We start from the raw sequence: 26,692 nt of genomic DNA on the forward strand, positions 1-26,692 counted from the left end.
TACCCGAAACGCGGCCCCCCGTTCCCGCCGGCCGGTCCGTCACCGCCCGGCGAGCGCCGCCCAGCCCGGGTTCACCGGCTCACGGCGCAGCGGCATGCCCGCCTCCGCCGGCGTCCGGTCCCCCTTGCGCTGGTTGCAGGCGTAGCAGGCGGCGGTGGTGTTTCGCCAGGTGTTCCGACCGCCGCGCGAGCGGGGCAGGATGTGGTCGATGGTGGAGGCCGGGCCGCCGCAGTACGCGCAGCACCTGTTGTCGCGCCGCAGCACACCGGCGCGCGACCAGGCCGGCCCGGAGTTGAATCTCCACCGGGTGACCACGAAGCGGACCAGCCGTACCACCCGGGGCATCGGGAAGACCCCGATCACCCGGTCCGGCTCGGCCTCGTGGATCTCGGCCACCCGGCGGCAGAGCATGCGGACGGCGTGTTGGACGGTGACCCGGTGCAGCGGGCCGAGGTCGGCGTTGATGACGAGGACGGCGTCCACCGGGACTCCTTTCCAGAGGTGACGGACAGCAAGAAGCCGCCCGGTCCGGCTGTCGGACGGGGCGGCTCAGCGCGTACGGAAACGCGTCAGTCGGGCCGGCCCGCCCGGGGACCTTCCGCTCGGTAACCGTCACCGGGCAGCGTCGACAGCACGGTGCTGACGTGCCACATCGTCATGAGCTGCTCCCGCGGTGGTGGTTGACCTTGCGCGCTCACGTTAGGTCGACGGGGGAGACAGGGGCAACGTATTTCGATCGGTCGGCCTCGTCGGGACGCCGCTGGCGGCGGGTGCGGGGAGCTGCCTTGGCCGAGACCTGGGCGGTGGTCAGCGGCCGGTTCAGCCGCAGGGCCATCCGTGCGGTGAGTTCGCTGTCCAGCAGCGGCCGGTTGACCTCACCGGCGACGGCCAGCGCGGGCCCGGAGACCGACCGCCAGATCGCGGCCAGCCCGGCGCCGAGGCCCACCAGGGCTACGGTGGCCCGGGTGGTCGGTGAGCCGGCGGCCGCGGCGGCACTCACCCCGACGACCGCGAAGAGCACCAACAGCAGGGGTACGAGCACCGGCCAGAAGATGCCTCGGGCCGCCTGCGCCACCAGTCGCCGGTCTCGGATGATCAGGTTCCGGGCGATCACCGCGTAGTCCTCCTCGTCGAGCAGGTCGCGCGGGTGCAGGCCACCGGTGAGCACGTCGCGCCAGAGGTCACCCTGGCCGCGCAGCGCCCGGCTCAGGGTGGCGGGCGTCGGCTCGGTCGGGTCCCCGTGGCCGGCGCTGTCGACAGCGCTCGCCCAGGCGGCCAGCGAGCGGCGCACCACCGCGGCCGAGTACGGCGGCAGCACACTGGCCAGCTCGTCCAACCACCTGCTGATCTGGACCTGCCGGCCGCCGAACTGGCGCAGCAACTGCGTGACGTCGCCGGCTCGGACGGTGTCGGCCACTGAACGGCCCAGTCGGTAGGCCAGCCCGACCCGGTGGTTGGCGGCCATCGCCCAGCGCAGCACCTCCACGTTGAGGTCGTCGAGGGCGAGCAGCAGCGGCACCGGGTCGGCGGGATCGGGCTGGCCCAGGTCGGGGAGCAGGGCTCGGGCGGCCGACGTGTCGGGCACCGGCCCGGTGTGCCGGGTGAGGTCGGCGATCTGGGCCAGGGCGACGTCGACCCCGTCGAGGTACATCCGCATTCGACGGTGGACGGACATCTCGGTGAGGTTGGAGAGTTTGGCCGGCGGTACGGCCGGGCGGGCCTCGACGAACGCGCGGGGCTCCGCGTGCTGCCCGTGGTGGTAGGCGTCCGCCATCCACCAACCCAGTCGGAGCGCGGTGACGATGCAGGCGCGCTCGTCACGGATCAGCGGGTACGCGTCGTCGCGGCCGATCTCGTCCATCGACGAACCGTTCTCCGCGCCGGCGCGGTGCAGTGGTGACATCTCCCGCTGCCCTCCCGCCCGGCCGATCGACGGTTGATCATTCGAGCGTACGGCAGCGTACGGTGGCTTATGTTGTATTTTGTCGATTTGGCCCGATGCGACCGGCCAGCAGCCCACGCGGTCGGATCGAGCGCACCGGCTCGGCCGCGCCACCCTCGGCGCGCAGGATGTGGTTCGCGGCGATGATCCCGGTCGCGGCCGAGCGTTCCATCAACGCGCTCGGGAAGCCCGTGGCGATGCCGTCGCCGGCCAGGTAGAGGCCGTTCGCGTCGGTGCGTACCCCCGGTCGCCAGGCGTGGCTGCCCGGCGTGAACGCCGGAGCCTGCGCCTCCACCCGGGCCCGCAGCTCGCGGACCCGCAGGTCGCCGGCCTCCGGCCAGAGCGCCACCAGCTCGCGGCGCATCCGCTCGGCCAGTTCCTCGGCCGGCACGCCGGGCTCGCAGGCGTACGCGTGCAACTCGACGACCGAGCCGCCGGTCTGCTGCGCCCAGCGCCGCGGCTCGTTCTCCAGCCGGTGGTAGAGCGTCACCGAGTCCAGTGTGGGCTGGCGGGACACACCGCTGAACACCGCCCGCTCGGCGGCCACGTCCCCGTCACACCAGTACCGCGCCACCGCGTACGGCGGGCCGGGGGTGCCGAAGGCCGGCATCCTTCCCGCCAGGTCGGGAGCCTGCTCGGCCAGGTCCGGGGAGGCCGCCACCAGCGCGGCGAGCGCCGGCGGGTCGACGGCGAGCACGACGTGCCCCGCCGGATGGCTGCCGCCGTCGGTGGTCGTCACCCGCCACCCCTCGGCGTCGCGGTGCACCCCGGTGGCGGCGCAACTGGTGAGGACCCGGCCGCCGTGCTTCTCCACGTGCCGGGTCAGCGGCTCCCAGATCGCCGTGGCGTAGTCCTCGTCGGGGCAGTCGAAGGCCAGCCCTTCCGGGTTGCCGAGCAGATAGAAGTGGAACTGGGCGACCATCTCGGCGGCCGACATCTCCGCCTCGTGGTTGAAGAACGAGTGCGAGAAGACCTCGAACAGCATCGCCCGCGCCCGATCCGGCAGTCGCAGCGACGCCAGCAACTCGTCGGCTGTGGTGTCGTCCAGGTCGGCGTAGGTGCGCACCGGGTCGTAGCTGAGCAGCGGCAGCGCCGCGTCCCGGTCCATCAGTCGCAGGTCGGCCAGGCGCAGGCTGGGGCTGCGCAGCAGCAGCGCCAGCAGGTTTGCCGGCGGCGCGGGTGGCAACCTGCCGAACTCCTCGGTCGGCCACTGCCCGCTGAGAATCGGGTAGCCCGGAATCGGCTTGAGGAAGCCCAGGTCAGGATCGATCCGGCGGAGGATGGACCGCCAGTTGTAGTACTGCCGGAAGAACGCGTGGAAGCCGTGCTCGTTCTGCTGGCTGCCGTCGGCGAGCGCCTCCGGCCAGGCGCCCAGTCGACCGCCGAGCGTCGGTGCCGCTTCCAGCACGGTGACCGCCACACCCCGTTCGGCCAGCACCACCGCCGCCGACATGCCGGCGATGCCGCCACCCACCACGAGCGCCGTGGTCGGTCGTGGCACCCGGTCGGCGCCACCACCGCCCGGGTCCACCTGGTGCTGCCGTACGCCGATCAGCCGACCTACCACTTGCGACAGCGCCATGGGGCCCAGTCTGCCCCACCTCGGATCAGTCGGCTGGCAAGCAACGGCGGGGACGGTCGGAGGCCGGCCAGACGTACTCCAGGTCCTCCGGCACGTCGTCGCCGAACAGCGGGCGGTAGTGCGTCGGGTCCTTGCGCAGCAGCGACGAGCGGTGACTCAGGTGCAGATCGTCGCGGCCCAGCCATGGTGGCAGCTCACCGGCTCGGGCCAGCTCGTCCTGGGTCCGTACGACGCCCGCACCGCAGGCGGCGGCGAGGTCGACGGCCATCGTGGTGGCGCAGGTGTCGGCCCGCCCCGGCTCGGTCCAGACCGCGCACATGTCCAACCCGTAGCGGACGAGCGCCTCCTCGTACCCGGCCCACATCTTCACCGCCGGGTGGTTGCGCCAGCCGTACCCGGGTCGGGTGAGCCCGCGCAGCACCTGGATGGCCTCCACCCGCTGCTTGCCCAGCCGCTTCTGGTCCAGCGTGCGGGCGCTGGCCAGAAAGCCCGGGTACGGGAGGAACGTCTGCATGTCGCTGCTCTACCCGGCACCGGAGCGGACATACCTGGTCACGGGATGATCCGGACGGGGTCGCCCACCGTGGCCGTGCTGATTACGATCCGGGCATGGCGGAGCCGTGGCGGGACCGGGCGCGACGGGCGGTCGAGTGGAACTGGCGGCTACGGTCCGTCGGTGATCCGCGCCCGCACTACGTGATCTGTGGCAAGGACGCGCTCGCCTACTACGTGGCCCGGGCGATGCTCGAATCCGAGCTGCCGGCGGGTGGGGCCCGGGTGACAGTCGTGGTGCCGGAGCGTTACCGCAGCAACGGGCCGGACGTGGCCGGGCTGCGCGGGGTCCGGGTGGTCCGCTCGGACCGGCTGGACGTGGCCACCTTCGAGGCCGCCGGTCTGGCCGGCGCGACCGGGCTGGCCCTGTTGCACCAGGACGACGTGGGCAACCTGCACGCCGCGCTCTGCGCCCAGGCTGTCGACCAGCGGGTCCGCCAGGTGCTGCGGATGTTCAACGGCACCCTTGCCGACGGCGTACGCAAGCTGCTCAAGGCCCCGGTCGAGGTGCTCTCCGACGCCGAGATGGCCGCGCCGGCCTTCGTGGCCGCCGCGCTCAACGAGGTCGACCCGAGTTCCTTCCAACACCGGGACAAGACGCTGCGGGTGGCGCGTCGGGCCGACGTCCGACAGCAGGACGTGGTCTGCGCGTTGGCGCACCTCAGCGAGGCGCAGGGGGTGGAGTTGCTGCCGGCCGAGCAGGCCGGAGCCGACCTGGTGCTCGCCGAGGCGACCGGTCAGCCACCGGGCACCGAGGTCGCCGCCCGCCGGTTGGTCCGGGCACGTCAGCGTCGTCGTCCGGTCGCCGTGGTGCTGGGGGCGGTCCGCGGCTTCGCCACCCGCAAGATCGGCGTTGCGGTGATGGCGGTGCTCGCGCTGATCGCGGTGCTGGGGGCGCTGATCTCCCGGGCCGAGGACGTCTCTCCGCTGGAGGCGCTGTACCTGACCCTGGTCACCACCCTCAGCGGCGCCGACCCGGACACCACCAAGGCGGCGGACGCCCAGATCATGCAGGTGGTGCTCAACCTGGCCGGGTTGGCGCTGATCCCGCTGATCACCGCCGTCGTGGTGGACGGCATCGTCAACGCCCGGCTGGCCCTGCACACCGGCCGCCTGCAACCCGCGCGGGTCGGGCACGTGGTGGTGATCGGCCTGGGCAACGTCGGCACCCGGGTGATGGCGCAGCTACGCGAGTACGACGTCGAGGTGGTGGCGATCGACAAGGATCCGGAGCCGCGCGGTGCCGCCCTGGCCCGCCAACTGGAGGTGCCGCTGATCGTCGGCGACGCCGCGTTGCCGGAGACACTTGTCGCCGCCTCGGTGGCCGACTGCCAGGCGCTGGTGGTGGCGTCCACCGACGACGTGGCCAACCTGGAGGCGGCGCTCGCTGCCCGCGACCTCCGCGCCGACCTGCGGGTGGTGCTACGGCTCTTCGACGGTGACTTCGCCGAACGGGTGGAGGAGACGTTCGCGCTGGGGGTGTCCCGCTCGGTCTCCTACCTGGCCGCCCCGGCCTTCATCGGGGCGCTCACCGAACGCGCCGTGATCACCACGATCCCGGTCGACCGGCACGCGTTGCCGGTCGCCGAGGTGCCGGTCGCCGCCGGCTCCGCGCTGGACGGCCGACCGCTGGGCGTGGTCAACCGGGACGGGCAGGTCCGGCTGATCGCCCGCACCCCGTCGGGCGGCGCCAAGACCATCTGGTGGAAGGACCTCGACCCCCGGCAGGTGATCTTCGCTGGTGACCGGCTGACGGTGGTCGCCCGGCGTCGCGGGTTGGACTGGCTGACGCGGCAGTGCGCCCCGCCGGCCCACCCCGTCCCGGTCCCCCGGCCGGCCGGGGCGGTCCACGGCGGGGTGCACACCCCGGCGGCGGCGTCTCCCTCGGTGCCGGGCCCGACGGACTCCGGGGTCGCCGCGTCCGCGCCCGGCGCGGCGCATCCCGTTCCCCCCGCCGAGGGTGCCTCTTCGACGACCAACGGCGGCCTAGCTGACGGATTCGAGCTGACCCGCCGGCATGACGGGACCGGCGAGGTGAGCTGACGCCACCCGGCGCGGCCAGAACCGGCCGGCGCTGAGCGACAATCCATGCCATGCGTTTCCGCATCCTGGGGCCGACCCAGGTGGTGCTGGCCGACGGGCGAGAGGTCCCCGTGGGCGGTCCGCGGCTGCGCGCCCTGCTGGCGCTCCTCCTGCTCGACGCCGGTCGGGTGGTCTCCGCGGAGCGCCTGATCGACGGCCTGTACGGGGAGCATCCGCCCCGGGGTGCTGCCAACGCGCTCCAGTCCCAGGTGTCGCGGCTGCGCCAGGCCCTGCCCGCCGGGCACGACCCGGTCGAGTTTCACCCGGCCGGTTACCGCCTGGCCGTGGACCCCGACGAAGTCGACGCGTACCGGTTCGAACGGCTCGCCGAGGCGGGGCACCGCGCGCTCGTCGACGGCGACTGGCCCCGGGCGGCGACGGTGTTGCGCGAGGCGCTGGAGCTGTGGCGTGGTCCCGCCCTGGCCGATGCCATCGGCGCCGCCGGCGCGTCCGCGCAGGCGGCTCGGCTGGACGAACTGCGGTTGGCCGCCATCGAGGATCGGGTCGAGGCGGACCTGGCGTTGGGCGTACAGAGCGCGCTGGTCGCGGAGTTGCGGGAGTTGGTCGTCACGCATCCCCTGCGGGAGCGTCCGCGGGGCCAGCTCATGCGTGCCCTGGCGGCACTGGGTCGGCCGGCGGAGGCGCTGGCCGAGTTCGAGGACGTCCGGCACACGCTGGCCGAGCAGCTCGGCGTCGACCCGTCGGCGGAGTTGGCGGCGGTTCACCTGGCGGTGCTGCGCGGTGAGGAACGCGGGTCGGTCGAACCGGTGCTGCCGAGTCAACTCACCACCTTCGTCGGGCGCGAGGAGGAACTCAAGCGCGTCGGCGACCTGCTCGGCGAGCGCCGGCTCGTCACCCTCACCGGCCCCGGTGGGGCGGGCAAGACGCGACTGGCGATCGAGGCCGCGGGCGGGGTCGACGGCGAGGTCCGTTTCGTCGAGCTGGCCGGGCTGGCCGACGGGTCGGACGTTCCGCAGGCGGTGCTGAGCGCGCTCGGCCTGCGCGACGCGGGCCTGCGTGCCCCGGCCGAGCCGGGCTGGCAGACCACCGACCGGTTGGTCGAGGCGCTCGCCGAGCGGCGACTGCTGCTGGTGCTCGACAACTGCGAGCACGTCCTCGTCGACGCGGCCCGGCTGGCGGCCCGGCTGCTGAGCGCGTGCCCGGCGTTGCGCGTCCTGGCCACCAGTCGGGAGCCGCTGGGGCTGGCCGGTGAGGCGCTGTGCCCGCTGTCCGGGCTCACCCTGCCACCGCTCGGCGCGTCCGCGCTGGACGCCGACGACTACGCGGCAGTTGGTCTCTTCGCCCAACGGGCCGCCGACGTCGCGCCCGACTTCACCGTCACGCCGGCCAACGTCGAGATGGTGCTGCGGATCTGCCGCAGCCTGGACGGCCTGCCGCTGGCGATCGAGTTGGCCGCCGCGCGGCTGCGGGCGCTGTCCGTCGCCGAGGTGGCCGCCCGTCTCGACGACCGGTTCCGGCTGCTGTCGACGGGCAACCGGGCCGCGTCGCCGCGACACCGCACCCTCCGGGCCGTGGTCGGGTGGAGCTGGGATCTGCTCGACGACGCCGAACGGGAAGTGGCCCGGCGGCTGACCGTCTTCGCCGGTGGGGCCACGCTGGAAGCGGCCGAGCGGGTCTGCGGCCTGCCCACCGCCGACTTCGTCGACGCGCTCACCGGCCTGGTCGACAAGTCCTTCGTGGAGATGACGGGTGGCCGGTACCGGATGCTCGAAACGGTGCGGGCCTTCTGCGCCGAGCGCCTCGCCGAGGCCGGCGAGGCCGACCAACTCCGTCGCGCGCACACCGCGTACTTCCTGGAGTTCGCCTGGACCGCCAGCGACCACCTCCGGCGTGCCGAACAACTGCACTGGCTGCGGCTGCTGGACGCGGAGCGGGACAACCTGCACGCGGCGTTGCGCCGGGCCACCGCGGCCGGTGACGCGTCCGACGCGGCCGGAATGGTCGCGGCCCTGTCGTTCTACTGGTGGCTGCGCGGCATGCGCGGGGAAGGGGCGCGGCTTGCCGCGGACGTCCTCGAACTGCTCGGCACCGAGGCGCCGCCGGGGCTGGGTGAGGAGTTCGCCCTCTGCGTCTACAACGCCTCGCTCGCCGGCTCCGGGCATCTGCCGTCCCTCGGGACGCAGCGGTCAGTGATCCGCAGCCTCGACCGGCCGCCCCGACAGCCCTTCCTGCTGTACCTGTCGGGGATCTCGACGGGACCGCCGTCCGGCGGCGCCGAGGATGTCGACGAGCTGATGGCGGAGCTGCGGCGGCTGGTCGGCCCGGACCCGTGGATCAACGCGCTCGGCGCGATGGGCAGCGGCTCGGCGCTGATGTGGAGCGACCAACGGGACCGGGCCAGGGCCGCGCTGGCCACTGCGCTCGACGGCTTCCGCGCCACCGGGGACCGGTGGGGCACCATGATCACGCTCGGTGCGCTCGGCGAACTGGCCGCCTGGCAGGGCGATCCGGAGACGGCGGGGGCCCACATGGATGAGGCCATGGGACTGGTCGAGGCGCTCGGGTCGGCCGTCGACCAGGCCGACATGCTGCGTACCCGGGGCGAGATAAGGCTGCGCGCCGGTGACCTCGCGGCGGCGCACGACGACTTCGCCGGTGCGCTGCTCCTCGCGCAGCGCAGCGGCGCGCCCGAGTTCGTGGCCAGCGCCCGGCTCGGCCTCGCCCAGGTGGCCCGGGTGCGCGGAGACCTGGCCGCCGCGAGGCGGTTCTGCGAGGAGGCGTTGGCCGGCGGGCTCACCGGCTGGTACGTCGGCGAGGCCGCCCGTGCCGAGATCATTCTCGCCCTTAAGGAGATCACCGAGGCGGAGAAGGCCGGTGCGCCGCCGTCAGCGGACGGTGCGTGACCGGTCAGCGCCCGGCAGCACCGTGGGGGCATGACGACATTCGAGGTGGTCGCCGAGGGTCTGGGCAAGCGGTACGGCCCGACCCGTGCGCTCGACGCGTTCGACCTGACAGTGCCACCCGGCACGGTCCACGGACTGCTGGGACCGAACGGCGCGGGCAAGACGACTGCCGTACGGATCCTCACCACGCTGCTGCGTTTCGACACGGGACGGGCCACAGTGGCCGGGTACGACGTGCTGCGCCGGCCGGACGAGGTGCGCGCCCGGATCGGGCTGACCGGGCAGTACGCCGCGGTCGACGAGATCCTCAGCGGCCGGCAGAATCTGGAGCTGTTCGGCCGCCTGTTCCGGCTCGGCCGACGGGAGGCCCGCCGACGCGCCGGTGAGCTGCTGGAACGGTTCGGGCTCGACGAGGCGGCGAGCCGGTCCGCCGGTGAGTACTCGGGTGGGATGCGTCGCCGGTTGGACCTCGCCGCCAGCCTGATCCGTACGCCGCGGGTGCTGTTCCTGGACGAGCCGACGACCGGCCTGGACCCGCGCAGCCGCAACCAGGTGTGGGACCTGGTCCGCGGTCTCGTGGCGGACGGGACGACCGTGCTGCTCACCACGCAGTACCTGGAGGAGGCCGATCAGCTCGCCGACCGGATCTCGGTGATCGACGCCGGTCGGGTGGTGGCCGAGGGTTCACCGGACCAACTGAAGGCGATGACCGGTGGCGACCGGATCGAGGTGGTGGTCCGCGACGCGGCCGAGCTGAGCCGGGCGGCCCGCCTCGTCGCGCCGATCTGCGGTGCGGAACCCGAACTCGACCCGGTGATCCGGCGGCTCAGCGTGCCGGTGCTCGATCGGGTCGCCGGCCTGGTCGACGTGGTACGCGCGCTGGACGACGCCGGGATCGCGGTCGAGGACATCGGCCTGCGGCGCGCGACGTTGGACGAGGCATTCCTGCACCTGACCGGGCACCGGCCGGACGAGGCCCGCGAGCCCGTGGCGGCCGAACGAACTGTGGAGGTGGCATGACCACGGCGATCGCTGACGGTTGGACGATGACCAGGCGGAACATGACGCACGTGGTCCGCGCTCCGGAGGAGCTGATCCTCTACTTCTCGCTGCCGATCATGTTCGTGCTGGTCTTCGGGTACGTGTTCGGCAGCGGCATGCAGGTGGCGGGTGGCGGCAACTACCGCGAGTTCCTGCTGCCCGGGGTCTTCGTGATGACGATGCTCTACGGGTTGGGGGCCACCGCGACCGGCGTGGCGCTGGACCTCAGCCGGGGCGTGGTCGACCGGTTCCGGTCGATGCCGATGGCACGGTCCGCCCTGATGACCGGTCGCAGCGCCGCCGACCTGCTGCGCGCCCTGCTGGAGATGTCCACCCTCCTGGTGTGTGGCCTGCTCGTCGGGTGGCAGTGGCGACAGGGTGTCGGAAAGGCGATGCTCGCCGTCGGTCTCCTCCTGCTGCTGCGAATCGCTATCACCTGGGTCGGGATCTACCTGGCGCTGCTGGTCCGCAACCCGGACACGGTCGGCGTGATCGTCTTTCCGGCGGCGTTCCCGTTGAGCGCGATCTCCAACGTCTTCGTGTCGCCCGAGCTGATGCCTCCGGTCATCGGGACGATCTCGGAGTGGAACCCGCTGTCGGCCACCGTCGCGGCGATCCGCGAACTGTTCGGCAACCCGGGCCTGGGTGGCGACTCCTGGCCGGCGGAGCACGCGCTGCTGTTGGCGGTGCTGTGGCCGGTGCTGCTGATCGCGACGTTCGCCCCGCTGGCCGTGCGCCGCTACCAGCGGTTGAGCCGCTGACGCCGGCCGCCTGCCCGGGTCAGCGGCGGGCCCGCAGCGCGTAGCAGGCGGCACCGACGGCGAGCACGCCGAAGCCGGCGATCACGCTGCTCAGCGGCAGGTTGACCGCGAGCAGCAGACAACCGAAGAGCCCGAGAACGGCGAGCGCCCGGACCGGCAAGCGTCGGTCCGGGTCCCGGCCCACTGTGAGCGCCGCCGCGTTGGTGATCGCGTAGTAGACCAGCACGGTGCAGCTGGAGAAGCCGATCGCGTCGCGGACGTCGCCTATCAGCACCACCACGATCACCACGGCGGCGACCGCCAGCTCGGCCCGGTGCGGCACCTGGTGCACAGGGTGCACGGCGGCCAGCGCACCGGGCAGGTCACGGCGGCGGGCCATCGCGAGGGTGGTCCGACCGACCCCGGCGACCAGGGACAGCAGCACCCCGACGACTGCGATGGTGGCACCGGCGCGGACCACCCACGCCAGGCCGGGCAGCCCGGCGGCGGTCACCACGTCGACAAGGGGCGCGGCGGAGTCGGCCAGCCGGTCGGCGCCGAGCACGCCGAGGGTGACCACGGCCAGCACCAGGTAGATCACGAGCACCACCCCGAGCGCCAGCGGCAGCGCGCGCGGGATGGTCCGTTGCGGGTCGCGGACCTCCTCGCCGAGCGTGGCGATCCTGGCGTACCCGGCGAACGCGAAGAACAGCAGCCCGGCGGCGGTGAGCACGCCCCGCGCCGAACCGCCGGGTTCGCCGAGCCGGTCCAGATGCACCGGCCCACCGACCAGGCCGACGACCGTGACCAGGGCGAGCACCGCCAGCACGAGCGCGACCAGCGCCCTGGTCACGGTGGCCGTCTTGCCGATGCCGCGCAGGTTCACGGCGGTCACCGCGAGCACCGCGCCGACGGCGACCAGCCGGGCCTGCCCCGGCCACAGGTACGCCCCGATGGTCAACGCCATCGCCGCGCAGCTTGCCGTCTTGCCGACCACGAACCCCCAGCCGGCCACGAAACCGGCGAACGGTCCGAGGCGCTCCCGGCCGTAGACGTAGGTGCCACCGGACTCCGGGTAACGGGCCGCCAGCCGCGCCGAGCTGGTCGCGTTGCAGAAGGCGACGAAGCCGGCCAACGCCAGCGCGGGCAGCAGGCCCGCGCCGCCGGCCGCCGCCACCGCCGGGCCGAAGACCACGAAGATGCCGGCGCCCAGCATCGAGCCCAACCCGATGACAACCGCATCGGGTACGCCCAACCGCCGCCTTAGTTGATCCACGAACCACAACCTAGGGGTACGAGGTGAACGGCCGATCCCACTCGCGTAACCGGCCGGGGAGCGGCACGCCGTCCCAGGGTGCCCGGTGCAGCAGCCGGTCCAGGAGCAGGCCCAGCAGCAGCCCGGCCACCGAGTCGGTCAGCCAGTGCCAGCCGAGGTAGGTGGTGGTGGTGAGGACGACCAGCGGCGGCACGACGCGGATCACTGTGACGAGCCGGGCTGGCAATTGGCGGCCGAAGCTGCGGGCCAGCGGGGCGAGCAGCAGCGCGATGACCCCGTACCAGACGATCGCGTTGGCGACGTGCCCCGACGGGTAGGACTGGGCGAACCGCACCGGCAGGTCGTCGTGGAACAGCGGCAGGGTCTGCTCGGGCGTCAGGAACGGCTCCTTGACGCTGGCGCTCGGTGCCGCCCGCGCGGTCCAGATCTTGAGTGGGCCGATCGTCAGGTTGGTCAGCGCGAACGCGACCACCGGAGGCAGAATCGGCCGCACCGACCGCAGCCGGACGGCCAGCAGCACGCCCAGCCCGACGGCGATCAACGTCAGCGGAGTGCCCTGGCCGAGGAAGTTCAGCACCCGGGCGACCCAGTAGGCGGCGGCCGGCCGGTGCCCGTCGGCCCAGTCGGCGATCGCCCGGTCCACTCCGAAGAGCTGGTCGGCGGCGAGCGCCACCGTCAACCCGACCAGACCGACCAGCAGGAGCGCGTCGAACCACCAGCCGGCCGGCCGGACGGACCGTAGCCGCAGGTCACGTCGTACCGCTGAGGGTTTGAGCACGCGACCACGCTACCGGCCCGGCGCGAGGGCGGGGTATGCGGCGCTGTGGGCCCAACCACGATCAGGGGCGGATGCGGGGGGCGACCAGTCATGCTTGTGCCCGTGCGGATCACGTCTGCCCTCGTGGACCCGGCGCTGCTCGACCTGCCATGGTCGACACCGCTGGAGGAGTGGCCTGCCCAACACCTGGTGGCGCTGCCGCAGGGCATCTCCCGGCACATCGTCCGTTTCGTCCGGTTGGGCGACTACGTGTACGCGTTCAAGGAGACCCGCGAGCGGATCGCCGAGCGGGAGTACGACCTGCTCCGGGCCCTGGAGCGGATCGACTTTCCCTCGGTCGAGGCCGTGGCGGTCGTCGCCGACCGGCAGACCGAGGACGGGGAGCCGCTCGAATCGGTGCTGATCACCCGGCACCTGCAGTTCTCGCTGCCATACCGGGCGCTCTTCTCGCACACCCTTCGGCCGGAGACGATGAGCCGGCTGCTCGACGCGCTCGCCGCCCTGATCGTGCGGATGCACCTGACCGGCTTCTTCTGGGGCGACTGCTCGCTGTCGAACACGCTGTTCCGGCGGGACGCGGGCGCCTTCGCCGCCTACCTGGTGGACGCGGAGACGGGTGCCCTGCACAACACGCTCTCCAACGGTCAGCGTGGCGAGGACCTGGAGATCGCCCGGGTGAACATCTTCGGTGAGGCGCTGGACCTGCAGGCCGCCGGCCTGCTGCACGAGTCCATCGACCCGGAGGTGGTCTGCGAGGAGGTCGTGCAACGCTACGAGCGGCTCTGGCACGAGATCACCTATGAGCAGGCGATCGAGCGGGAGGCCCGGCACGACATCGAGGGCCGGATCCGCCGCCTCAACGAGCTGGGCTTCGACGTCGCCGAGGTGGCCATGTCATCAATCGACGACGGACGGTTCCTGGTCCGGCCGAAGGTCGTCGACGCCGGCTACCACACCCGGCGGCTGCTGCGGCTGACCGGGCTGGACGCCGAGGAGAACCAGGCCCGCAAGCTGCTCAACGACCTGGACGCCTACCGCGCGGAGAGCGACCTGATCGACGAGCAGCAGGCCGCCCACCGCTGGCTCACGGAGGTCTTCGAGCCGGTGGTCCGGGCCGTCCCCGCGCACCTGCGCCGCAAGCTGGAGCCGCAGGAGCTGTTCGCCCAGATCATCGAGCACAAGTGGCTGCTCTCCGAGCAGGCCGGCCGGGACGTCGGCATGCGCCACGCGGTCCAGTCGTACCTGACCGACGTGCTGGTGCACCGCCCCGACGAGCAGGCCGTCCTGGGCGTGGAAGTCCCCAGCCTGGGTTGAGGCCCGGCCTGGGTTGAGGCCCGGCCTGAGTTGTCCGGCTCAGACGGTCGCCAAGTCGGCTCCGGGCGCTAACCGAACTGTTTGTGTCGCTGCCTTTGGAGCTGATGTCGTAAACGATTCAGCTCCAAAGGCTCCTTGGGCGGCCTGTCGAGCCGCCCCGGATAGGGGGCGGCGGTCGCACCACGCGGCGACAACGAGCGTTCGCCTACCTGCCCCCGATTTGGGGCTGGGCGACAGGCGCGGCGGTTCACGGCGGATCACATCTTGGAGGCCGGCCTGCGCGAAGGGCCCGGCGATCACTCCACCCAGGAGCCTGCGCGCAGCACCCGCACCACGTTGAGGTCGTCGTCGAGCACCACCAGGTCGGCGCGGAGGCCCACCTGGAGGGACCCGACCCGATCACCCAGGCCGATGGCCCGCGCCGGGGTGGTGGCCACCATCCGTGCGGCGTCGGCGATCGGGATTCCGGCGTTCACGGCGTGCCGCAGCGCTGCGTCCATGGTCAGCGTGCTGCCGGCGATCGCGCCGTCGCGGGCGAGTCGAGCCACCCCGTCGGCGACGGTGACGGCCTGGCCGCCCAACTCGTACTCGCCGTCGGGCATGCCGGCGGCGGCCATCGCGTCGGTGATGAGCGCGGCGCGGTCCGGGCCGGCGGTCGCGGTGGCGAAGGTCAGCATGCCGTCGTGCAGGTGAATCCCGTCGGCGACCAGCTCGCAGATCACCGTGGGCGCGTCGAGCAGAGCCACCACCGGCCCCGGCTCACGGTGGTGCACCGGGCGCATGCCGTTGAACAGGTGGGTGCCGACGCTGGCGCCGGCGGCGACCGCGGCGCGGGTCTGCTCGTACGTGGCGTCGGTGTGGCCCACCGCCGCCACCACCCGCTGCGCGGTGAGCAGCTTGATCGCCTCCAGCGCGCCGTCGCGCTCCGGGGCGAGGGTGACCATCCGGATCGCGCCCCGGCCCAGCTCGATCAGCTCGGTCAGCTCGTCGGTCGACGGGTCGCGCAGGTACTGCGGGTTCTGCGCGCCGCAGCGGGCGGCCGACAGGTACGGCCCCTCGAAGTGGATCCCCGCCAACACGCCCTCGTCGACCAACGGGGCGAACGCCTCGGTGGCCGTACGCATCAGCGGAAAGGGCGCGCTGACCAGGCTGGCCAGCAGTGTGGTGGTGCCGTGGGCGAGGTGGAAGTCGGCGGCCGCGCGGGCCTCGTCGGCGTCACCGGTGGTGAAGGTGTGCCCGCCACCGCCGTGCGTGTGCATGTCGACGAAGCCGGGCACGATCCAGTGCCCGTCGCGCACCGACGGATACTCGGCCACTGCTGTGATCCGATCACCGTCCCACTCGACGCAGCCCTGTCGGACGACTCCGGTCGGGGTCACCACTCGGCCGTTCACCCGTACGGTCATCGCTTCTCCTGATGGTCACGGACACCCACGGCGTCCAGGGCGAGCAGGGCGGCACCGAGGCAACCGGCCTCGTCGCCGAGGGCTGCCGCTACCAGCTGCGGCTCCCGGTGGAAGGTCATCCGTTCGTGCAGTGCCGCCCGCAGCGGGGTCAGCAGCAGGTCCCCGGCCTGGGCCAGGCCGCCGCCGAGCACTATCGTCGCCACGTCGAACAGCGCCTGCCCGCTGGCGAGGCCATCGGCGAGCGCCTCGACCGCCTCCTGCCAGACCTGGCCGGCGAGCTGTTCGCCGGCCGCGGCCCGTTCGGCCACCTCGGCCGCGGTCACCGGGGCGTCCGCGGTGTCGCCGGCGAGTTCGGCGTAGCGGCGGCCGATCGCGGCGGCCGACGCGACCGCCTCCAGGCAGCCGGGGCGGCCGCAGCCGCAGCGCGGACCGGCGGGCCGGACCAGGATGTGGCCGATCTCCCCGGCGGCGCCGTGGGCCCCCACGGCGGCCGTGCCGTCCACGACGTGCGCGGCGGCGATGCCGGTGCCGATCGCCACGAACAGCACGTGCCCGGTGCCCCGTCCGGCGCCGAGCCGGGCCTCGGCGAGACCACCGACACGCACGTCGTGGCCGAGCGCCGCCGGCAGGCCGAGCCGCCGCACCGTCAGGTCCCGCAGGGGTACGTCCCGGAAGCCCACGTTCGCCGACCACACCGCGACGCCGCGCGTCTCGTCCACCACCCCGGGCACGGCGATGCCGACCGCGATCGGGGTGAGCCCGTCGGCGCGGGCCTTGTCGGCCAGCCCGCCGGCCACCTCCAGGATGGTGCCGACCACGGCGGCCGGGCCGCGTGCGGCGTCGGTGGGGTGCCGTTCGGTGCGCACCACGACGCCGTCCGGTCGGACCAGGGCGCACTTCATGCCGGTGCCACCCACGTCCAGCGCAACGACCACCCGGTCGCTCACGCCAACACCACGGACCGGGTCAGGTGGCGGGGCGCGTCCGGGTCGAGGCCTCGGCTGGTGGCCAGCGCGACAGCGAAGCGCTGCGCCAGGATCAGGTCGGCCATCGGATCGACCGGGGTGCGGCCGGCGGACCAACTGCCCAGCACCGTGCGCCAGCCGTGCGTGCGGCTGTGCACGAAGGCCGCGCCGGTGGCCGCCACATCCTCGGGCAGCCCGTCGGGCAGCTCACCGAACGCCCAGACCAGCCGGCCCGGCGCGGCGACCGAGATGGGCCCGTGCCGGTAGTCCATCGCCGGGTACGCCTCGGCCCAGAAGGTGGCCGCCTCGCGGCACTTCAGCGCCGCCTCCTGGGCCAGCCCGATCGTCCACCCCCGACCGAGGAAGGTGACCTGCTCGATGGTGGCCGGGTCGATCGGCAGTGGGGATCGCACCGCCACCTCGGCGTCGGCGGCGAGCGCTGTCACCGGGTCGCCGAGCTGGGCCCGGAGCAGGGCCAGCGCGGTGGTCGCGAAGCGGGTCTGCACCACCGACCGCTCGTCGGCGAAGGGCAGGGCCACGGTGGCGGCGGCCAGCTCGACCGCCGGGGACGCGGGGTCACCGACGATGACTGTGGTGGGTGTCTGTCCGCGCAGCGCGGCGAGCAGCTCCAGCACCTCCGTGGTGGTGCCGGAACGGGTGATCGCGATCAGCCGGTCGTAGCGGCGGCCGGCGGGGAACTCGGACGCCTGGAACGCGTCGGTCTCACCCTGGCCGGCCTGCTCGCGGCGGGCCGCGTACGCCATCGCCATGAACCACGACGTGCCGCAACCGACGACGGCGACCCGCTCCCCGGGGCGCGGCAGGTCACCGCGTACGACCTCGGCCAGCCTGGCCGCCTCCCGCCAGCAGTCGGGTTGGCTCGCGATCTCCGCGTCCACGTGTGCCATGGGAAACTCCTCGCAGGGCCGATCGATGCGCAATACGGCTCGTTAGACCCGCATTTCGCGCGTTATTCTGCGCGAACGCGGGTGACCATGGCAACCGGTCGCCCGATCGCGCAGGTCAGTCTTTTGCGCAAGCCTAGTTTCGCGCACTAGTGTGCACGCAATCAATCACCGTCCGTGCAGTTGCTGGGAGGGGCCCCGCGGTGGACCGGTACGCCAGATGGAACGCCCTGCTCGAAATGCTGACCGACAACGGCCGGGTCAGCGTCGAGGCGGCAGCCGAACGGCTGGGCGTCTCCCAGGCCACCATCCGGCGTGACTTCGACCAACTCGCACAGCAGCAAATGATCACGAGGACCCGCGGCGGCGCGGTCGCCAACGGCGTGTCGTACGACCTGCCTCTGCGCTACAAGACGGCCAAGCACTCGGCCGAGAAGCAGCGGATCGGGGCGGCCGCCGCCGCGCTCGTCACGCCGGGCACCGTGGTCGGTCTGAACGGCGGCACCACAAGTACCGAGGTGGCGAGGGCGCTCGCCGTGCGACCGGATCTGAACACCAGCGCCGAGGGTGCCCAGCTCACAGTGGTGACAAACGCGCTGAACATCGCCAACGAGCTGCTGGTCCGATCCCGGATGAAGGTAGTGGTGGCCGGCGGCGTGGTGCGCCCGAAGTCGTTCGAGCTGGTCGGCCCGCTGGGCGGGGCGCTGCTGCGCGAGGTCACCCTGGACGTCGCCCTGCTCGGCGTGGACGCGATCGACCCGCAGCTCGGCGCCGCAGCCCACCACGAGGGGGAGGCGGCGATGAACAACCTGATGGTGGCCCGCGCCAAGCGCGTGGTGATCATCGCGGACTCGTCCAAGCTGGGCGGTCACGCCTTCGCCCGGATCTGCCCGGTCGAGCGGGTGGAGACGCTGGTGACCGACTCCGGTGCCGCGCCGGAGGTGGTGGACGCGTTCCGCGCTGCCGGCGTACAGGTCATCTGCGCCTGAGAGGTCACGCTCCGTCGATGAACTAGCCTGTTCGGCGCGTCGATGCATACCGCGTATTGCGCGCATCTGCATACCGCGTATGGTGTCGGCTGTCACGCCCACCCATCGGGGGAGGTGCAGCTTGCCAGCTGTCCTGGAGATCGAAGGTCTACGTAAGACGTACAAGAGTCGTCGACGCGGCACCCGCAACGCGCTCGACGGCTTCGACATGCGGGTCGACGCGGGGCAGGTGCACGGCTTCCTGGGTCCCAACGGGTCCGGCAAGACCACCACGCTGCGTACGCTGCTCGGCCTGATCCGACCCGACGGTGGCCGGATGGCGCTGCTCGGGCACGAGGTCCCCGACGCGCTGCCCACTGTCGCCGGCCAGGTCGGCGCGATCGTGGAGAGCCCGCAGTTCTTCCCGCACTTCACGGCCCGGGACACGCTGTCCCTGCTCGCGGGGGCGGGCGAGGTGCCGGCCGTCCGGGTCGACGAGGTGCTGGAACTCGTCGGGCTACGCGACCGGTCCGGCGAGCGGGTCAAGACGTACTCGTTGGGCATGAAGCAGCGGCTCGCCGTGGCCTCGGCCCTGCTGAAGAACCCGAAGCTGCTCATCCTCGACGAGCCGGCCAACGGCCTCGACCCGGGCGGCATCCGGGAGATGCGCACGCTGATGCGCACCCTGGCCGAGTCCGGAATGACAGTGGTGCTGTCCAGCCACATCCTCGGTGAGATCCAGCTGATCTGCGACTCGGTCACCATCATCTCGCTGGGCCGGCGGGTCGCGTTCGGGCCGGTCGACGAGGTGCTCGCGCAGCACTCGTCCGGTGCGGTCCGGATCCGGCTGGAGGCGGTCAGCGACCTGCCGGTGGCCACCGAGGCGCTCACCCAGGCCGGGATCCGGGTCACCGGTCACCCGGACCACCTGATGCTGGCCGGCGTCGACAAGCCGGCGTCGGTGACCCGGCTGCTCGCCGAGAAGAACCTCTACGTCAGTGAGTTGGCGCCGATCGCCGTCGACCTGGAGAGCGTCTTCCTCGAACTGACCGCCACCGCGCCGGTACCCGGTCAGCACCGGCAGGTCGACGAGTCCATGAAGGTCGGTGGGACGGGTCAGCCCGGTCCCGCCGGGGGAGGGTGGGGCGCGTGAGCCTCTTTCGTACCGAGCTGCGCCGGCTCAGCAAGCGGCGTTTCACCCGCTACATGACACTGCTCGGCCTGCTGGTGCTGGCCGCGGTGGTGGTCGGGGTGTTCTTCACCAACCAGAAGATCGACGCCGGTCAGCTCGCCCGGGCCGAGCGTCAGGCCGACCAGCAGTACCAGGAGCAGGTGCGCTGGAGCGAGCAGGAGCGCGTTGCGTGTGAGCAGGCCAAGACGGCCGGCACGGCGACCGACGGCCGCTACCCGGACGACTGCTCGGTGATCACTCCGCCGCCCCGGGAGGAGATCAAGGCCGAGTGGTTCCTGCCGTCGACGTTCGACTTCAAGGAGACGTTCGACGAGACGCTGATCCCGTTCGCGGCGATCCTCGCCCTGGTCGGGTTCGTCATCGGCGCGTCCTTCGTCGGTGCCGAGTGGAGCACCGGCGGCATGATGAACCTGTTGCTCTGGCGGCCGAAGCGGCTCACCGTGCTGCTCACCAAGCTGGCCGCGCTGCTCACCGGCATCCTGGCGGTGACGCTTCCCGCCGCGGTGCTGTGGTTTGCCGGGTTCTGGGCGGTCGCCAACTTCCGGGGCAGCACCGAGAAGATGACCTCGGGGGTCTGGCAGTCGTTCATGCTGACCGGTGTACGCGGTGTGGTGCTGGTGTTGGTGCTCACCACCATCGGCTTCGCCCTCGCCTCGCTCGGTCGGCACACCGCGATGGCCCTCGGTGGCGTGGTGGCGGTGATGGTGGTCGGCCAGTTCGGCCTCGGCATCCTGCTGTCCATGGCGAGCGTGCGGTTCGCCGAGGCCTGGCTGCTGCCCACGTACGCGCTGGCCTGGATGACGAAGACGGTCACGTTGCAGGACTGGAACTCCTGCAACGCGACCTACTACGGGGAGTGCAAGCCGGCCACGATGGACATCACCTGGCAGCAGTCCTCCGTCCTGCTCTCGGTCGGGGTGGTGGTGATCCTCGGGGCGGCGCTCTGGGCGATGCGTCGCCGCGACATCTCCTGAGCTGACCGAAGTGACGCGGCGCGGGCCGCCCCGGCCGGGCGGCGCCGCTTGCTGCGTCCCTGGTCGCCGCTGACTAGGCTGAAAGACATGTCCGCCGACACCACCCCGGCCGCCCCAGAGCCGTCCATCGACGCTCGTCCGGGTGAGGCCGTGGGTGCTGCCGGGCCGACCGTCCCGAATCCCCGACCGGCGCCGCCCATCGAGACCGCCGACGCGCCACCTGCCGACGAGGCGGCGCAGCCCACTGATCCCGCTGATCCGGCGGCGGGGCTGACCGAGCGGGAGCGGGCCATCCTCGCCTTCGAGCAGCAGTGGTGGCGGCACGCCGGCGCCAAGGAGCAGGCCGTCCGGGACACCTTCGGGATCTCGTCGACCCGGTACTACCAGCTGCTCAACGGCCTGCTGGACAATCCGGCAGCCCTCGCCGCCGACCCCGTGCTGATCAGCCGACTCCGCCGCTTGCGCTCGTCGCGCGCCCGTAACCGCCGCCGCTGACCGCACGCTCCGCGCGATCTTGCACTTACTGTCGCCGATTCACGTCTTTTGTGGGTCTTTGCCGGGACACAAAGTGCAAGATCGCCGCGTCGGCCGCCGGCCAGCCTGCTTAGCCGCATGCCGGCTGAGCAGGCGGGTAGGCGGGAGGCGCGCCGAGGTCGCTTGCGACCTCGGGCCCAGGAAGGGAGCGGGGTATGACGGCAACGAACCAGAGCGGCAGAGGTCAGCAGGCCCGCCAGGAAGCCTCGCGCGTCGGCCAGCAGGCCGCGCAGGCCGGGGGCCAGGTCGCCCACACCGCAGCTGAGCAGGGCGGGCAGGTGGCCGCAGAGGCGCGGCGACAGGCCCAGCAGTTGACCGGTGAGGCGACTGGGCAGCTCCGGGATCAGGCGCAGACGCAGCAGCGGCGGGCCGCTGCGGGCCTGCGCGACATGGGTCAGAACCTCAGTTCGATGGCCGAACGGGACGGCGATTCCGGGCTGGCCGGTCAAGTGGTGCGCAAGGCGGCCGACGCCGCCCAGCAGGCCGCCGGTTGGCTCGACGAGCGCGAACCCGGCGAGGTGCTCGACGAGGTCCGCACGTACGCGCGGCAGCACCCGGCGACGTTCCTCGCGGGCGCGGCGGTGGCCGGGCTGCTGGTCGGGCGGCTCACCCGTGGTCTGACCGCGCCGGCCTCGGGCAACGGTCAGGGTGCAAGCGCGTCCGGTGCTCCCTCACCCCAGCAGGGCGCACCGGCGGACGTCGGTCAGCAGCCGTACGTGGGGACGGCACGGGCGCAGAACGTCTCGCCCGCCGGTGACCAAGCGCGGGACCTGCCCGGCGGGGTGGCACCGTGAGCGCCCCCGAGAAGGAGCGGACCCAGGCATCGGTCGGCGAGCTGATCGGCGATGTGACCCGGGACATGTCGACTTTGGTGCGCAAGGAGGTCGAGCTGGCCAAGGCTGAGTTGCGCGAGGAGGTCAGCCAGGCGGGTAAGTCCGGCGGCATGTTCGGCGCTGCCGCGCTGGCCGGGTTCCTGGCGGTGCTCTTCGTGTCGTACGCCCTCTGGTGGGGGTTGTCCAACACGATGGACCAGGGGTGGGCGGCGTTGATCGTCGCGGTCCTCTGGGCAGCCGTGGCCGGTGGTCTCTTCATCAACGCCCGGACCCAGCTGAAGCGGGCACGCACGGTTCTGCCCCGGACGAAGCAGACTGCCCGGGAGCTGCCGGACGCCCTGCGGGGCCGGTGAACGAGTCGGGAGGGAACAGGTCATGTCCAGTGATCCGGATCGGATCCGGCGGGAGATCGAGACCACCCGCAACGAGTTGAGCAGTGACGTCGACGCGCTGACCGACAAGGTCAACCCGCGTCGGATCGCCGGTGACCGCGTCGGGCAGGCCCGCGGGGCGTTCACCCGAGCGAAGGAGAAGATGATGGGCAGCTCGAACCACCTGGGGCAGGAGGCTGGCCAACGGATGTCGCACGCGGCCGGTTCGGTACGCGACGAAACTCGTTCGCTCGGGCAGCACTCCCGCGAGCAGGCTCAGGGCAACCCGATGGCCGCCGGACTGGTCGCCTTCGGAGTCGGCCTGTTGGCCGCCTCTCTGATCCCGCCGAGCGCACGTGAACGGCAACTCGCCGGACGCGCGCGGAGCATGGTGAGTGAGCACTCTGGTGAGCTGCGCGAGCAGGCGAGCCAGGTTGGCCACCAGATGCAGGACAACCTGCGGGAGCCTGCGCAGCAGGCGGCGCAGTCGGTCCGGTCCAACGCCCAGCAGGGCGTGTCCGCGGTACGCGACCAGGGCCGTTCGGCTGCCGGTCAGGTGCAGGGAGAGACGCATGCGGCCGTCGACGAACTTCGACAGCGCTGACCCGACCGGTGTGCCGGGGCCGGTGCCGGTGATGCGGGTGCGCTCCGCGTCCGCGCCGGCCCCGGGCCGGCCGGTCAACGAGGACCTGGTCTTCCGGTTCGGCCCGTTGGTCGGTGTCCTGGACGGCGCGACGGTGCCGGACGGCTTCGACACCGGCTGCGTGCACGGGCCCGAGTGGTACGTCCGGCACCTGGCGGCCCGGATCGGCGTCGCCGAGGCGGTACGCCCGGCCGCCCGGCTGACCAGCAACCTGGCCGCGGCCATCCTCGCGGTACGCGCCGACCACGGCGGGCAGTGCGACCTCGACCATCCGGGCACCCCGTCCAGCACTGTCTGCCTACTGCGGGACTGCGGCGACCAGGTGGACTATCTGGTGCTCTGCGACAGCCCGCTGGTCCTCGACGTCGGTGGGCAGGTCAGCGTGGTCACCGACAACCGGCTGGACGCGGCGATGGCGGAGCTGCGGAAGACGGTGGCCGTCGTGCCGGGCGGCGCGGCGGACCCGGTCACCCGGTTCCGGCACGCCGTGAGCGTCCAGCGGGAGCGGATGAACCGCACCCACGGCTACTGGGTGGCGGCCTCCGACCCGGACGCGGCCTTCCACGCGGTCACCGGGACCGCGCCCCGGCGCGGTCCGAGGGCGTTACGGCGGGCGGCGCTGCTCAGTGACGGCGCGTCCAGCGCGGTGGAGCAGTTCGCGCTGACCGACTGGGCCGGTCTGCTCGACCTGCTGAGCGTCGACGGTCCGGGCGCGTTGATCGACCGGGTGCGGGACGCCGAGCGCGACCACCCCGACCGATTGCGCCGACACAAGTCCACCGACGACGCCTCGGTGGTGTTCTGCGAGTTCGGGTAGGCGTTTTGGTCCCCTGACACCCGGTCGGGTGACAACAGAGCGTGATGTGGAACACCCGGGCCGCCCGACCGGCCGGTACCGCTGTCCGGACCGCCAGTGGATGGCCAATGGGGTGGACTTCGGCCGATGAGGGCGGCAGACTGCGGCACGTGGCGGGTGCGGTCCGGTTGGAGCCGGTGGACGAACGGAACCTGGAGCCGTTGCTCTCCGTAGCGGCTGCGGAGGCGGAGCCGGGTGACGTGATGCCGCCGGTCGAGGCACCCGCCGGCTGGTCGCTCGCCCGTCGCGAGGCGTTCCGCGAATTCCACCGGGCAAGCTTCGGCGGGCTGGACGGCCCGACCGGTTCGCAGATGTACGCCATCCTCGTCGGCGGCGAGGTGATGGGCATGGTCCGGATGACGCGCTGTGACGAGCCGCGCACTGTGGAGACCGGGATGTGGCTCGGCCGGTCGGCGCGCGGGCAGGGAATCGGCGCGGCGGCCCTGCGGGAGCTGCTGAACGCCGCCGCTCGGGCGGGCATGCGGGCCGTGGTGGCCGAGACGACCCCGGACAACATCGGCGCGGTCGCGGTGCTGCGGAAGTGCGGCGCGAAACTGCGCGAGGACGACGGCAAGGTACGCGCCGAGATCTGCCTCGATTCGACGCCGCCCGCGTTCTAAAGGGCTCACTCCCGGTTGGCGGCGTACGCGGCCAGGCCGGCGACCTGGGCCGGATCCAGCGACGGTCGTACCCGGGCCCGTGCGGTCGACACGTGCTCGGCGGTGACAGTGGCGGCGGCGAGTGACTCCCGCATCGCGGCCAGCGCCGCCTCGCGGATCAGCGCCGCGCAGTCCGCGGCGGAGAAGCCGGTCAGCTCGTCACCGAGAGCCGGCAGGTCGACGTCAGGTGCCAGCGGCACCTGCCGGGACGCCGCCCGCAGGATCTCCGCGCGGGCGGGCCCGTCCGGCGGCGGCACGTAGACCAGCCGCTCCAACCGGCCCGGCCGCAGCAGCGCCGGGTCGACCAGGTCCGGCCGGTTCGTCGCACCGACCACCACCACGTTGCGCAGCGTCTCCACCCCGTCCAACTCGGTGAGCAGGGCGGCGACCACCCGGTCCGTGGTGCCCCCGTCGGTGGCCTGGCCGCGTACCGGCGCCAGCGCGTCCACCTCGTCCAGGAAGATCAGCGTGGGGGCCGCCTCCCGGGCCCGACGGAACAGCTCGCGGACCGCGCGTTCGCTCTCACCGACCCACTTGGAGAGCAGTTCAGCCCCCTTGACCGACAGCACGTTGGCCCGCCCCGACCCGGCCAGCGCGGTGACCAGGTAGGTCTTGCCGCAGCCCGGCGGCCCGTAGAGCAGCACGCCGCGCGGCGGCTGCACGCCGAGCCGGGCGAAGGTGTCCGGGTAGGTCAGCGGCCACAGCACCGACTCGGTCAGCGTCTGCTTGACCTCGTCCAGGCCACCCACGTCGTCCAGGGTCACCGAGGCCAGATCCAGCGTGGACGCCGCCATCGTGGTGGGCCGGACCACCTCCCGGGCGGCGGTGAAGTCGGCCATCGACACCGTCGGCGTCTCGGCGGACTTCTGCCGCAGCGCCGCGCGTACCCCGGCCTCCCGGACCAGTGCGGCCAGGTCCGCAGCGACGAACCCGGGGGTACGCGCGGCCACCTCGTCCAGCCGGACGTCGTCGGCCAGCGGCACCTGCCGGGTCAGCACTGTGAGCTGTTCGCGGCGCAGCGCCTGATCCGGGAGCGGGACGCTGATCCGCAGCGACAGCAGGTCGGGGGCGCGCAGTGCGGGGTCGACCGCCTCGGGTCGGCCGGTGGTGCAGACCACTGCGACGCCGGCGCGGATGCTCTCCGCGAGCACCTGACGGAACACCGTCGCCACCGGACCGGGATCGTCAGCGGGTGCGAGCGCCTCGACGTCGGTGACCAGCAGTACCGCCGGCCCTTCGGCCCGTGCCGCCGATGCCGCGACGCGCAACCGCTCGGCGGCGGCCTGACCGGCCAACGCGGCCACCTCCGGCGCCCAGAGCGGGTGAACGCGGGCGCCGACCCGGGCGGCCACGGCCCGGACCAGCGCAGACTTCCCGGAGCCCGCCGGGCCGACGAGCAACACCCCCAACGAGATGGTGGTGCCCAGTCGACCCAGCACCTCCCGGTGGTGGAAGCCGAGGTCCAGCAGCTCGGTCAGTTCCTCGGCCTGGGCCCGCAACCCGGGCAGCTCGTCCACGTCGGGCGCGTCCTCCGCCGCAACGGCGTCGGCGCTCGTACCCCGCCGGGTCGACGCGGCGCCGACCGGGGCGGGCCCACCGTGGGTCGTCGCACCGTGCGCCCAGGCGACCGACGTGCCCATGGTGACCAGTGCGCCGGCCGCCGGCTCGACAGTGACCACGCTGAGCAGCGTGCTGGTCCAGGCGAAACCGACGGTGTTGGCGAGGCTGTGTCGCGCCGCCTCGACCAGGCTGCGGACCGAGGCGTCCGGCAGCACGTCCTGCGGCAGCAGCGACACGTCGTCCCCGGCGGTGAGCACCTTGCCCAGCAGGGCGAGCCGGAGCATCTCCGGGCTGACCGCCGCGACGACCCCCACCGGCCCGGCCAGGACGACCCGGCTCGCGGGGACCAACGGCACCGGGCTCACCCGCACCTGACCGCCGTCGCGCAGACCCAGGTTGCCCAACGTCAGGTCGTCGGCGTACAGCAGGGCGCTGCTCGCGCCCGGCCCGGCCGCCGCAGCGATCCCGGCCGTCTCCCGGCGGCCGACAAGGCGGACCGGGTCACCGGGGCGCAGCCCCAGCGCTGTCAGCGCCTCCGGGTGCAGGCGCACGATGCCCCGTCGGGCGTCCAGCGCCGCCGGCCGTAGGCTCGCCGTCAAGGTCAGGTCGGGTTGCGCCACTGCCCGACCGTAGCCGCCGGTAGCCAGCCCCGCCG

24 protein-coding genes are annotated in these 26,692 nt (G+C 72.8%); 14 read left to right on the forward strand and 10 right to left on the reverse strand.

The genetic code is table 11. The features are described from left to right. Window positions 1-39: 39 nt before the first annotated feature. The 4 genes from KBX08_RS02540 to KBX08_RS02555 form a co-directional block, all read right to left on the reverse strand. Window positions 40-483, reverse strand: a complete 444-nt coding sequence (locus tag KBX08_RS02540; protein ID WP_210780874.1) for an HNH endonuclease — start codon at window positions 481-483, stop codon at window positions 40-42. 211 nt (window positions 484-694) lie between these two features. Beyond that, a complete protein-coding gene (locus tag KBX08_RS02545) occupies window positions 695-1,903 on the reverse strand; it encodes a hypothetical protein (protein WP_210780875.1) in 1,209 nt (402 codons plus the stop codon). A gap of 67 nt (window positions 1,904-1,970) precedes the next feature. Next, entirely contained in the window at window positions 1,971-3,524 is a 1,554-nt protein-coding gene (locus KBX08_RS02550) for an FAD-dependent oxidoreductase (RefSeq protein WP_210780876.1), read from the reverse strand. A 25-nt stretch (window positions 3,525-3,549) separates the two neighbouring features. Then, window positions 3,550-4,038 (reverse strand): MSMEG_6728 family protein, encoded by a 489-nt coding sequence (locus tag KBX08_RS02555; protein ID WP_210780877.1) that lies wholly within the window; start codon window positions 4,036-4,038, stop codon window positions 3,550-3,552. A 95-nt stretch (window positions 4,039-4,133) separates the two neighbouring features. Here KBX08_RS02555 and KBX08_RS34335 point away from each other — a divergent pair, with 95 nt between their 5' ends. The 4 genes from KBX08_RS34335 to KBX08_RS02575 are packed head-to-tail and all read left to right on the forward strand — an operon-like array spanning window position 4,134 to window position 10,824. Next, on the forward strand, window positions 4,134-6,119 hold the full coding sequence (locus tag KBX08_RS34335; RefSeq protein ID WP_282102771.1) for a TrkA family potassium uptake protein: 1,986 nt from the start codon (window positions 4,134-4,136) through the stop codon (window positions 6,117-6,119). Between the two features lie 50 nt (window positions 6,120-6,169). Beyond that, a complete protein-coding gene (locus KBX08_RS02565) occupies window positions 6,170-9,022 on the forward strand; it encodes a BTAD domain-containing putative transcriptional regulator (protein ID WP_210780878.1) in 2,853 nt (950 codons plus the stop codon). A 30-nt stretch (window positions 9,023-9,052) separates the two neighbouring features. Further along, a complete protein-coding gene (locus KBX08_RS02570) occupies window positions 9,053-10,042 on the forward strand; it encodes an ATP-binding cassette domain-containing protein (RefSeq protein WP_210780879.1) in 990 nt (329 codons plus the stop codon). Continuing rightward, a complete protein-coding gene (locus tag KBX08_RS02575) occupies window positions 10,039-10,824 on the forward strand; it encodes an ABC transporter permease (protein ID WP_210780880.1) in 786 nt (261 codons plus the stop codon). The genes KBX08_RS02570 and KBX08_RS02575 overlap by 4 nt, the downstream gene beginning before the upstream one ends. A 19-nt stretch (window positions 10,825-10,843) precedes the next feature. Here the strand turns inward: KBX08_RS02575 and KBX08_RS02580 are convergent, their stop codons facing one another. Both KBX08_RS02580 and KBX08_RS02585 read right to left on the reverse strand, forming a co-directional pair. After that, a complete protein-coding gene (locus KBX08_RS02580; RefSeq protein WP_210780881.1) occupies window positions 10,844-12,079 on the reverse strand; it encodes an APC family permease in 1,236 nt (411 codons plus the stop codon). A gap of 10 nt (window positions 12,080-12,089) precedes the next feature. Further along, window positions 12,090-12,827, reverse strand: a complete 738-nt coding sequence (locus KBX08_RS02585) for a phosphatase PAP2 family protein (RefSeq protein WP_210780932.1) — start codon at window positions 12,825-12,827, stop codon at window positions 12,090-12,092. Between the two features lie 120 nt (window positions 12,828-12,947). Here KBX08_RS02585 and KBX08_RS02590 point away from each other — a divergent pair, with 120 nt between their 5' ends. Beyond that, the gene (locus KBX08_RS02590) at window positions 12,948-14,171 is read left to right on the forward strand and encodes a DUF4032 domain-containing protein (RefSeq protein WP_210780882.1); all 1,224 of its coding nucleotides are present in this window, start codon (window positions 12,948-12,950) and stop codon (window positions 14,169-14,171) included. Between the two features lie 296 nt (window positions 14,172-14,467). Here KBX08_RS02590 and nagA read toward each other — a convergent pair whose 3' ends face one another. Genes nagA through KBX08_RS02605 form a run of 3 tightly spaced genes read right to left on the reverse strand, consistent with a single transcriptional unit; the run spans window position 14,468 to window position 17,450 of the window. After that, the gene (nagA, locus tag KBX08_RS02595) at window positions 14,468-15,577 is read right to left on the reverse strand and encodes an N-acetylglucosamine-6-phosphate deacetylase (RefSeq protein ID WP_210780883.1); all 1,110 of its coding nucleotides are present in this window, start codon (window positions 15,575-15,577) and stop codon (window positions 14,468-14,470) included. Then, entirely contained in the window at window positions 15,574-16,524 is a 951-nt protein-coding gene (locus KBX08_RS02600; protein ID WP_210780884.1) for an ROK family protein, read from the reverse strand. The genes nagA and KBX08_RS02600 overlap by 4 nt, the downstream gene beginning before the upstream one ends. Next, window positions 16,521-17,450, reverse strand: coding sequence for an SIS domain-containing protein (locus tag KBX08_RS02605; protein ID WP_210780885.1), 930 nt, complete (start codon window positions 17,448-17,450; stop codon window positions 16,521-16,523). The genes KBX08_RS02600 and KBX08_RS02605 overlap by 4 nt, the downstream gene beginning before the upstream one ends. Window positions 17,451-17,650: 200 nt before the next feature. Here KBX08_RS02605 and KBX08_RS02610 point away from each other — a divergent pair, with 200 nt between their 5' ends. From KBX08_RS02610 to KBX08_RS02650, 9 genes are all read left to right on the forward strand, one after another. Further along, window positions 17,651-18,436 (forward strand): DeoR/GlpR family DNA-binding transcription regulator, encoded by a 786-nt coding sequence (locus tag KBX08_RS02610; protein WP_210780886.1) that lies wholly within the window; start codon window positions 17,651-17,653, stop codon window positions 18,434-18,436. Window positions 18,437-18,557: 121 nt separating this feature from the next. Beyond that, window positions 18,558-19,568, forward strand: a complete 1,011-nt coding sequence (locus KBX08_RS02615) for an ABC transporter ATP-binding protein (protein ID WP_091403013.1) — start codon at window positions 18,558-18,560, stop codon at window positions 19,566-19,568. Further along, the gene (locus KBX08_RS02620) at window positions 19,565-20,581 is read left to right on the forward strand and encodes an ABC transporter permease subunit (protein WP_210780887.1); all 1,017 of its coding nucleotides are present in this window, start codon (window positions 19,565-19,567) and stop codon (window positions 20,579-20,581) included. The genes KBX08_RS02615 and KBX08_RS02620 overlap by 4 nt, the downstream gene beginning before the upstream one ends. 87 nt (window positions 20,582-20,668) lie before the next feature. Further along, window positions 20,669-21,076 (forward strand): DUF3263 domain-containing protein, encoded by a 408-nt coding sequence (locus KBX08_RS02625; RefSeq protein ID WP_210780888.1) that lies wholly within the window; start codon window positions 20,669-20,671, stop codon window positions 21,074-21,076. Between the two features lie 194 nt (window positions 21,077-21,270). Then, window positions 21,271-21,909 (forward strand): hypothetical protein, encoded by a 639-nt coding sequence (locus KBX08_RS02630; protein WP_210780889.1) that lies wholly within the window; start codon window positions 21,271-21,273, stop codon window positions 21,907-21,909. Next, window positions 21,906-22,301, forward strand: coding sequence for a phage holin family protein (locus KBX08_RS02635; protein WP_210780890.1), 396 nt, complete (start codon window positions 21,906-21,908; stop codon window positions 22,299-22,301). Before KBX08_RS02630 ends, KBX08_RS02635 begins: the two co-directional genes overlap by 4 nt. A gap of 22 nt (window positions 22,302-22,323) precedes the next feature. Next, window positions 22,324-22,923, forward strand: a complete 600-nt coding sequence (locus tag KBX08_RS02640) for a DUF3618 domain-containing protein (RefSeq protein ID WP_210780891.1) — start codon at window positions 22,324-22,326, stop codon at window positions 22,921-22,923. Next, window positions 22,892-23,779 (forward strand): hypothetical protein, encoded by an 888-nt coding sequence (locus KBX08_RS02645; protein ID WP_210780892.1) that lies wholly within the window; start codon window positions 22,892-22,894, stop codon window positions 23,777-23,779. The genes KBX08_RS02640 and KBX08_RS02645 overlap by 32 nt, the downstream gene beginning before the upstream one ends. Window positions 23,780-23,928: 149 nt before the next feature. Continuing rightward, on the forward strand, window positions 23,929-24,438 hold the full coding sequence (locus tag KBX08_RS02650; RefSeq protein WP_210780893.1) for a GNAT family N-acetyltransferase: 510 nt from the start codon (window positions 23,929-23,931) through the stop codon (window positions 24,436-24,438). A gap of 5 nt (window positions 24,439-24,443) precedes the next feature. Here the strand turns inward: KBX08_RS02650 and KBX08_RS02655 are convergent, their stop codons facing one another. Continuing rightward, window positions 24,444-26,657 carry an AAA family ATPase gene (locus tag KBX08_RS02655; RefSeq protein WP_210780894.1) on the reverse strand — a complete coding sequence of 738 codons (2,214 nt, stop codon included), beginning with the start codon at window positions 26,655-26,657 and terminating at the stop codon, window positions 24,444-24,446. Window positions 26,658-26,692 lie beyond the last annotated feature (35 nt).

This window comes from Micromonospora sp. H61 (assembly GCF_018070325.1).
In the GTDB taxonomy this organism is placed as follows: Bacteria; Actinomycetota; Actinomycetes; order Mycobacteriales; family Micromonosporaceae; genus Micromonospora; species Micromonospora salmantinae.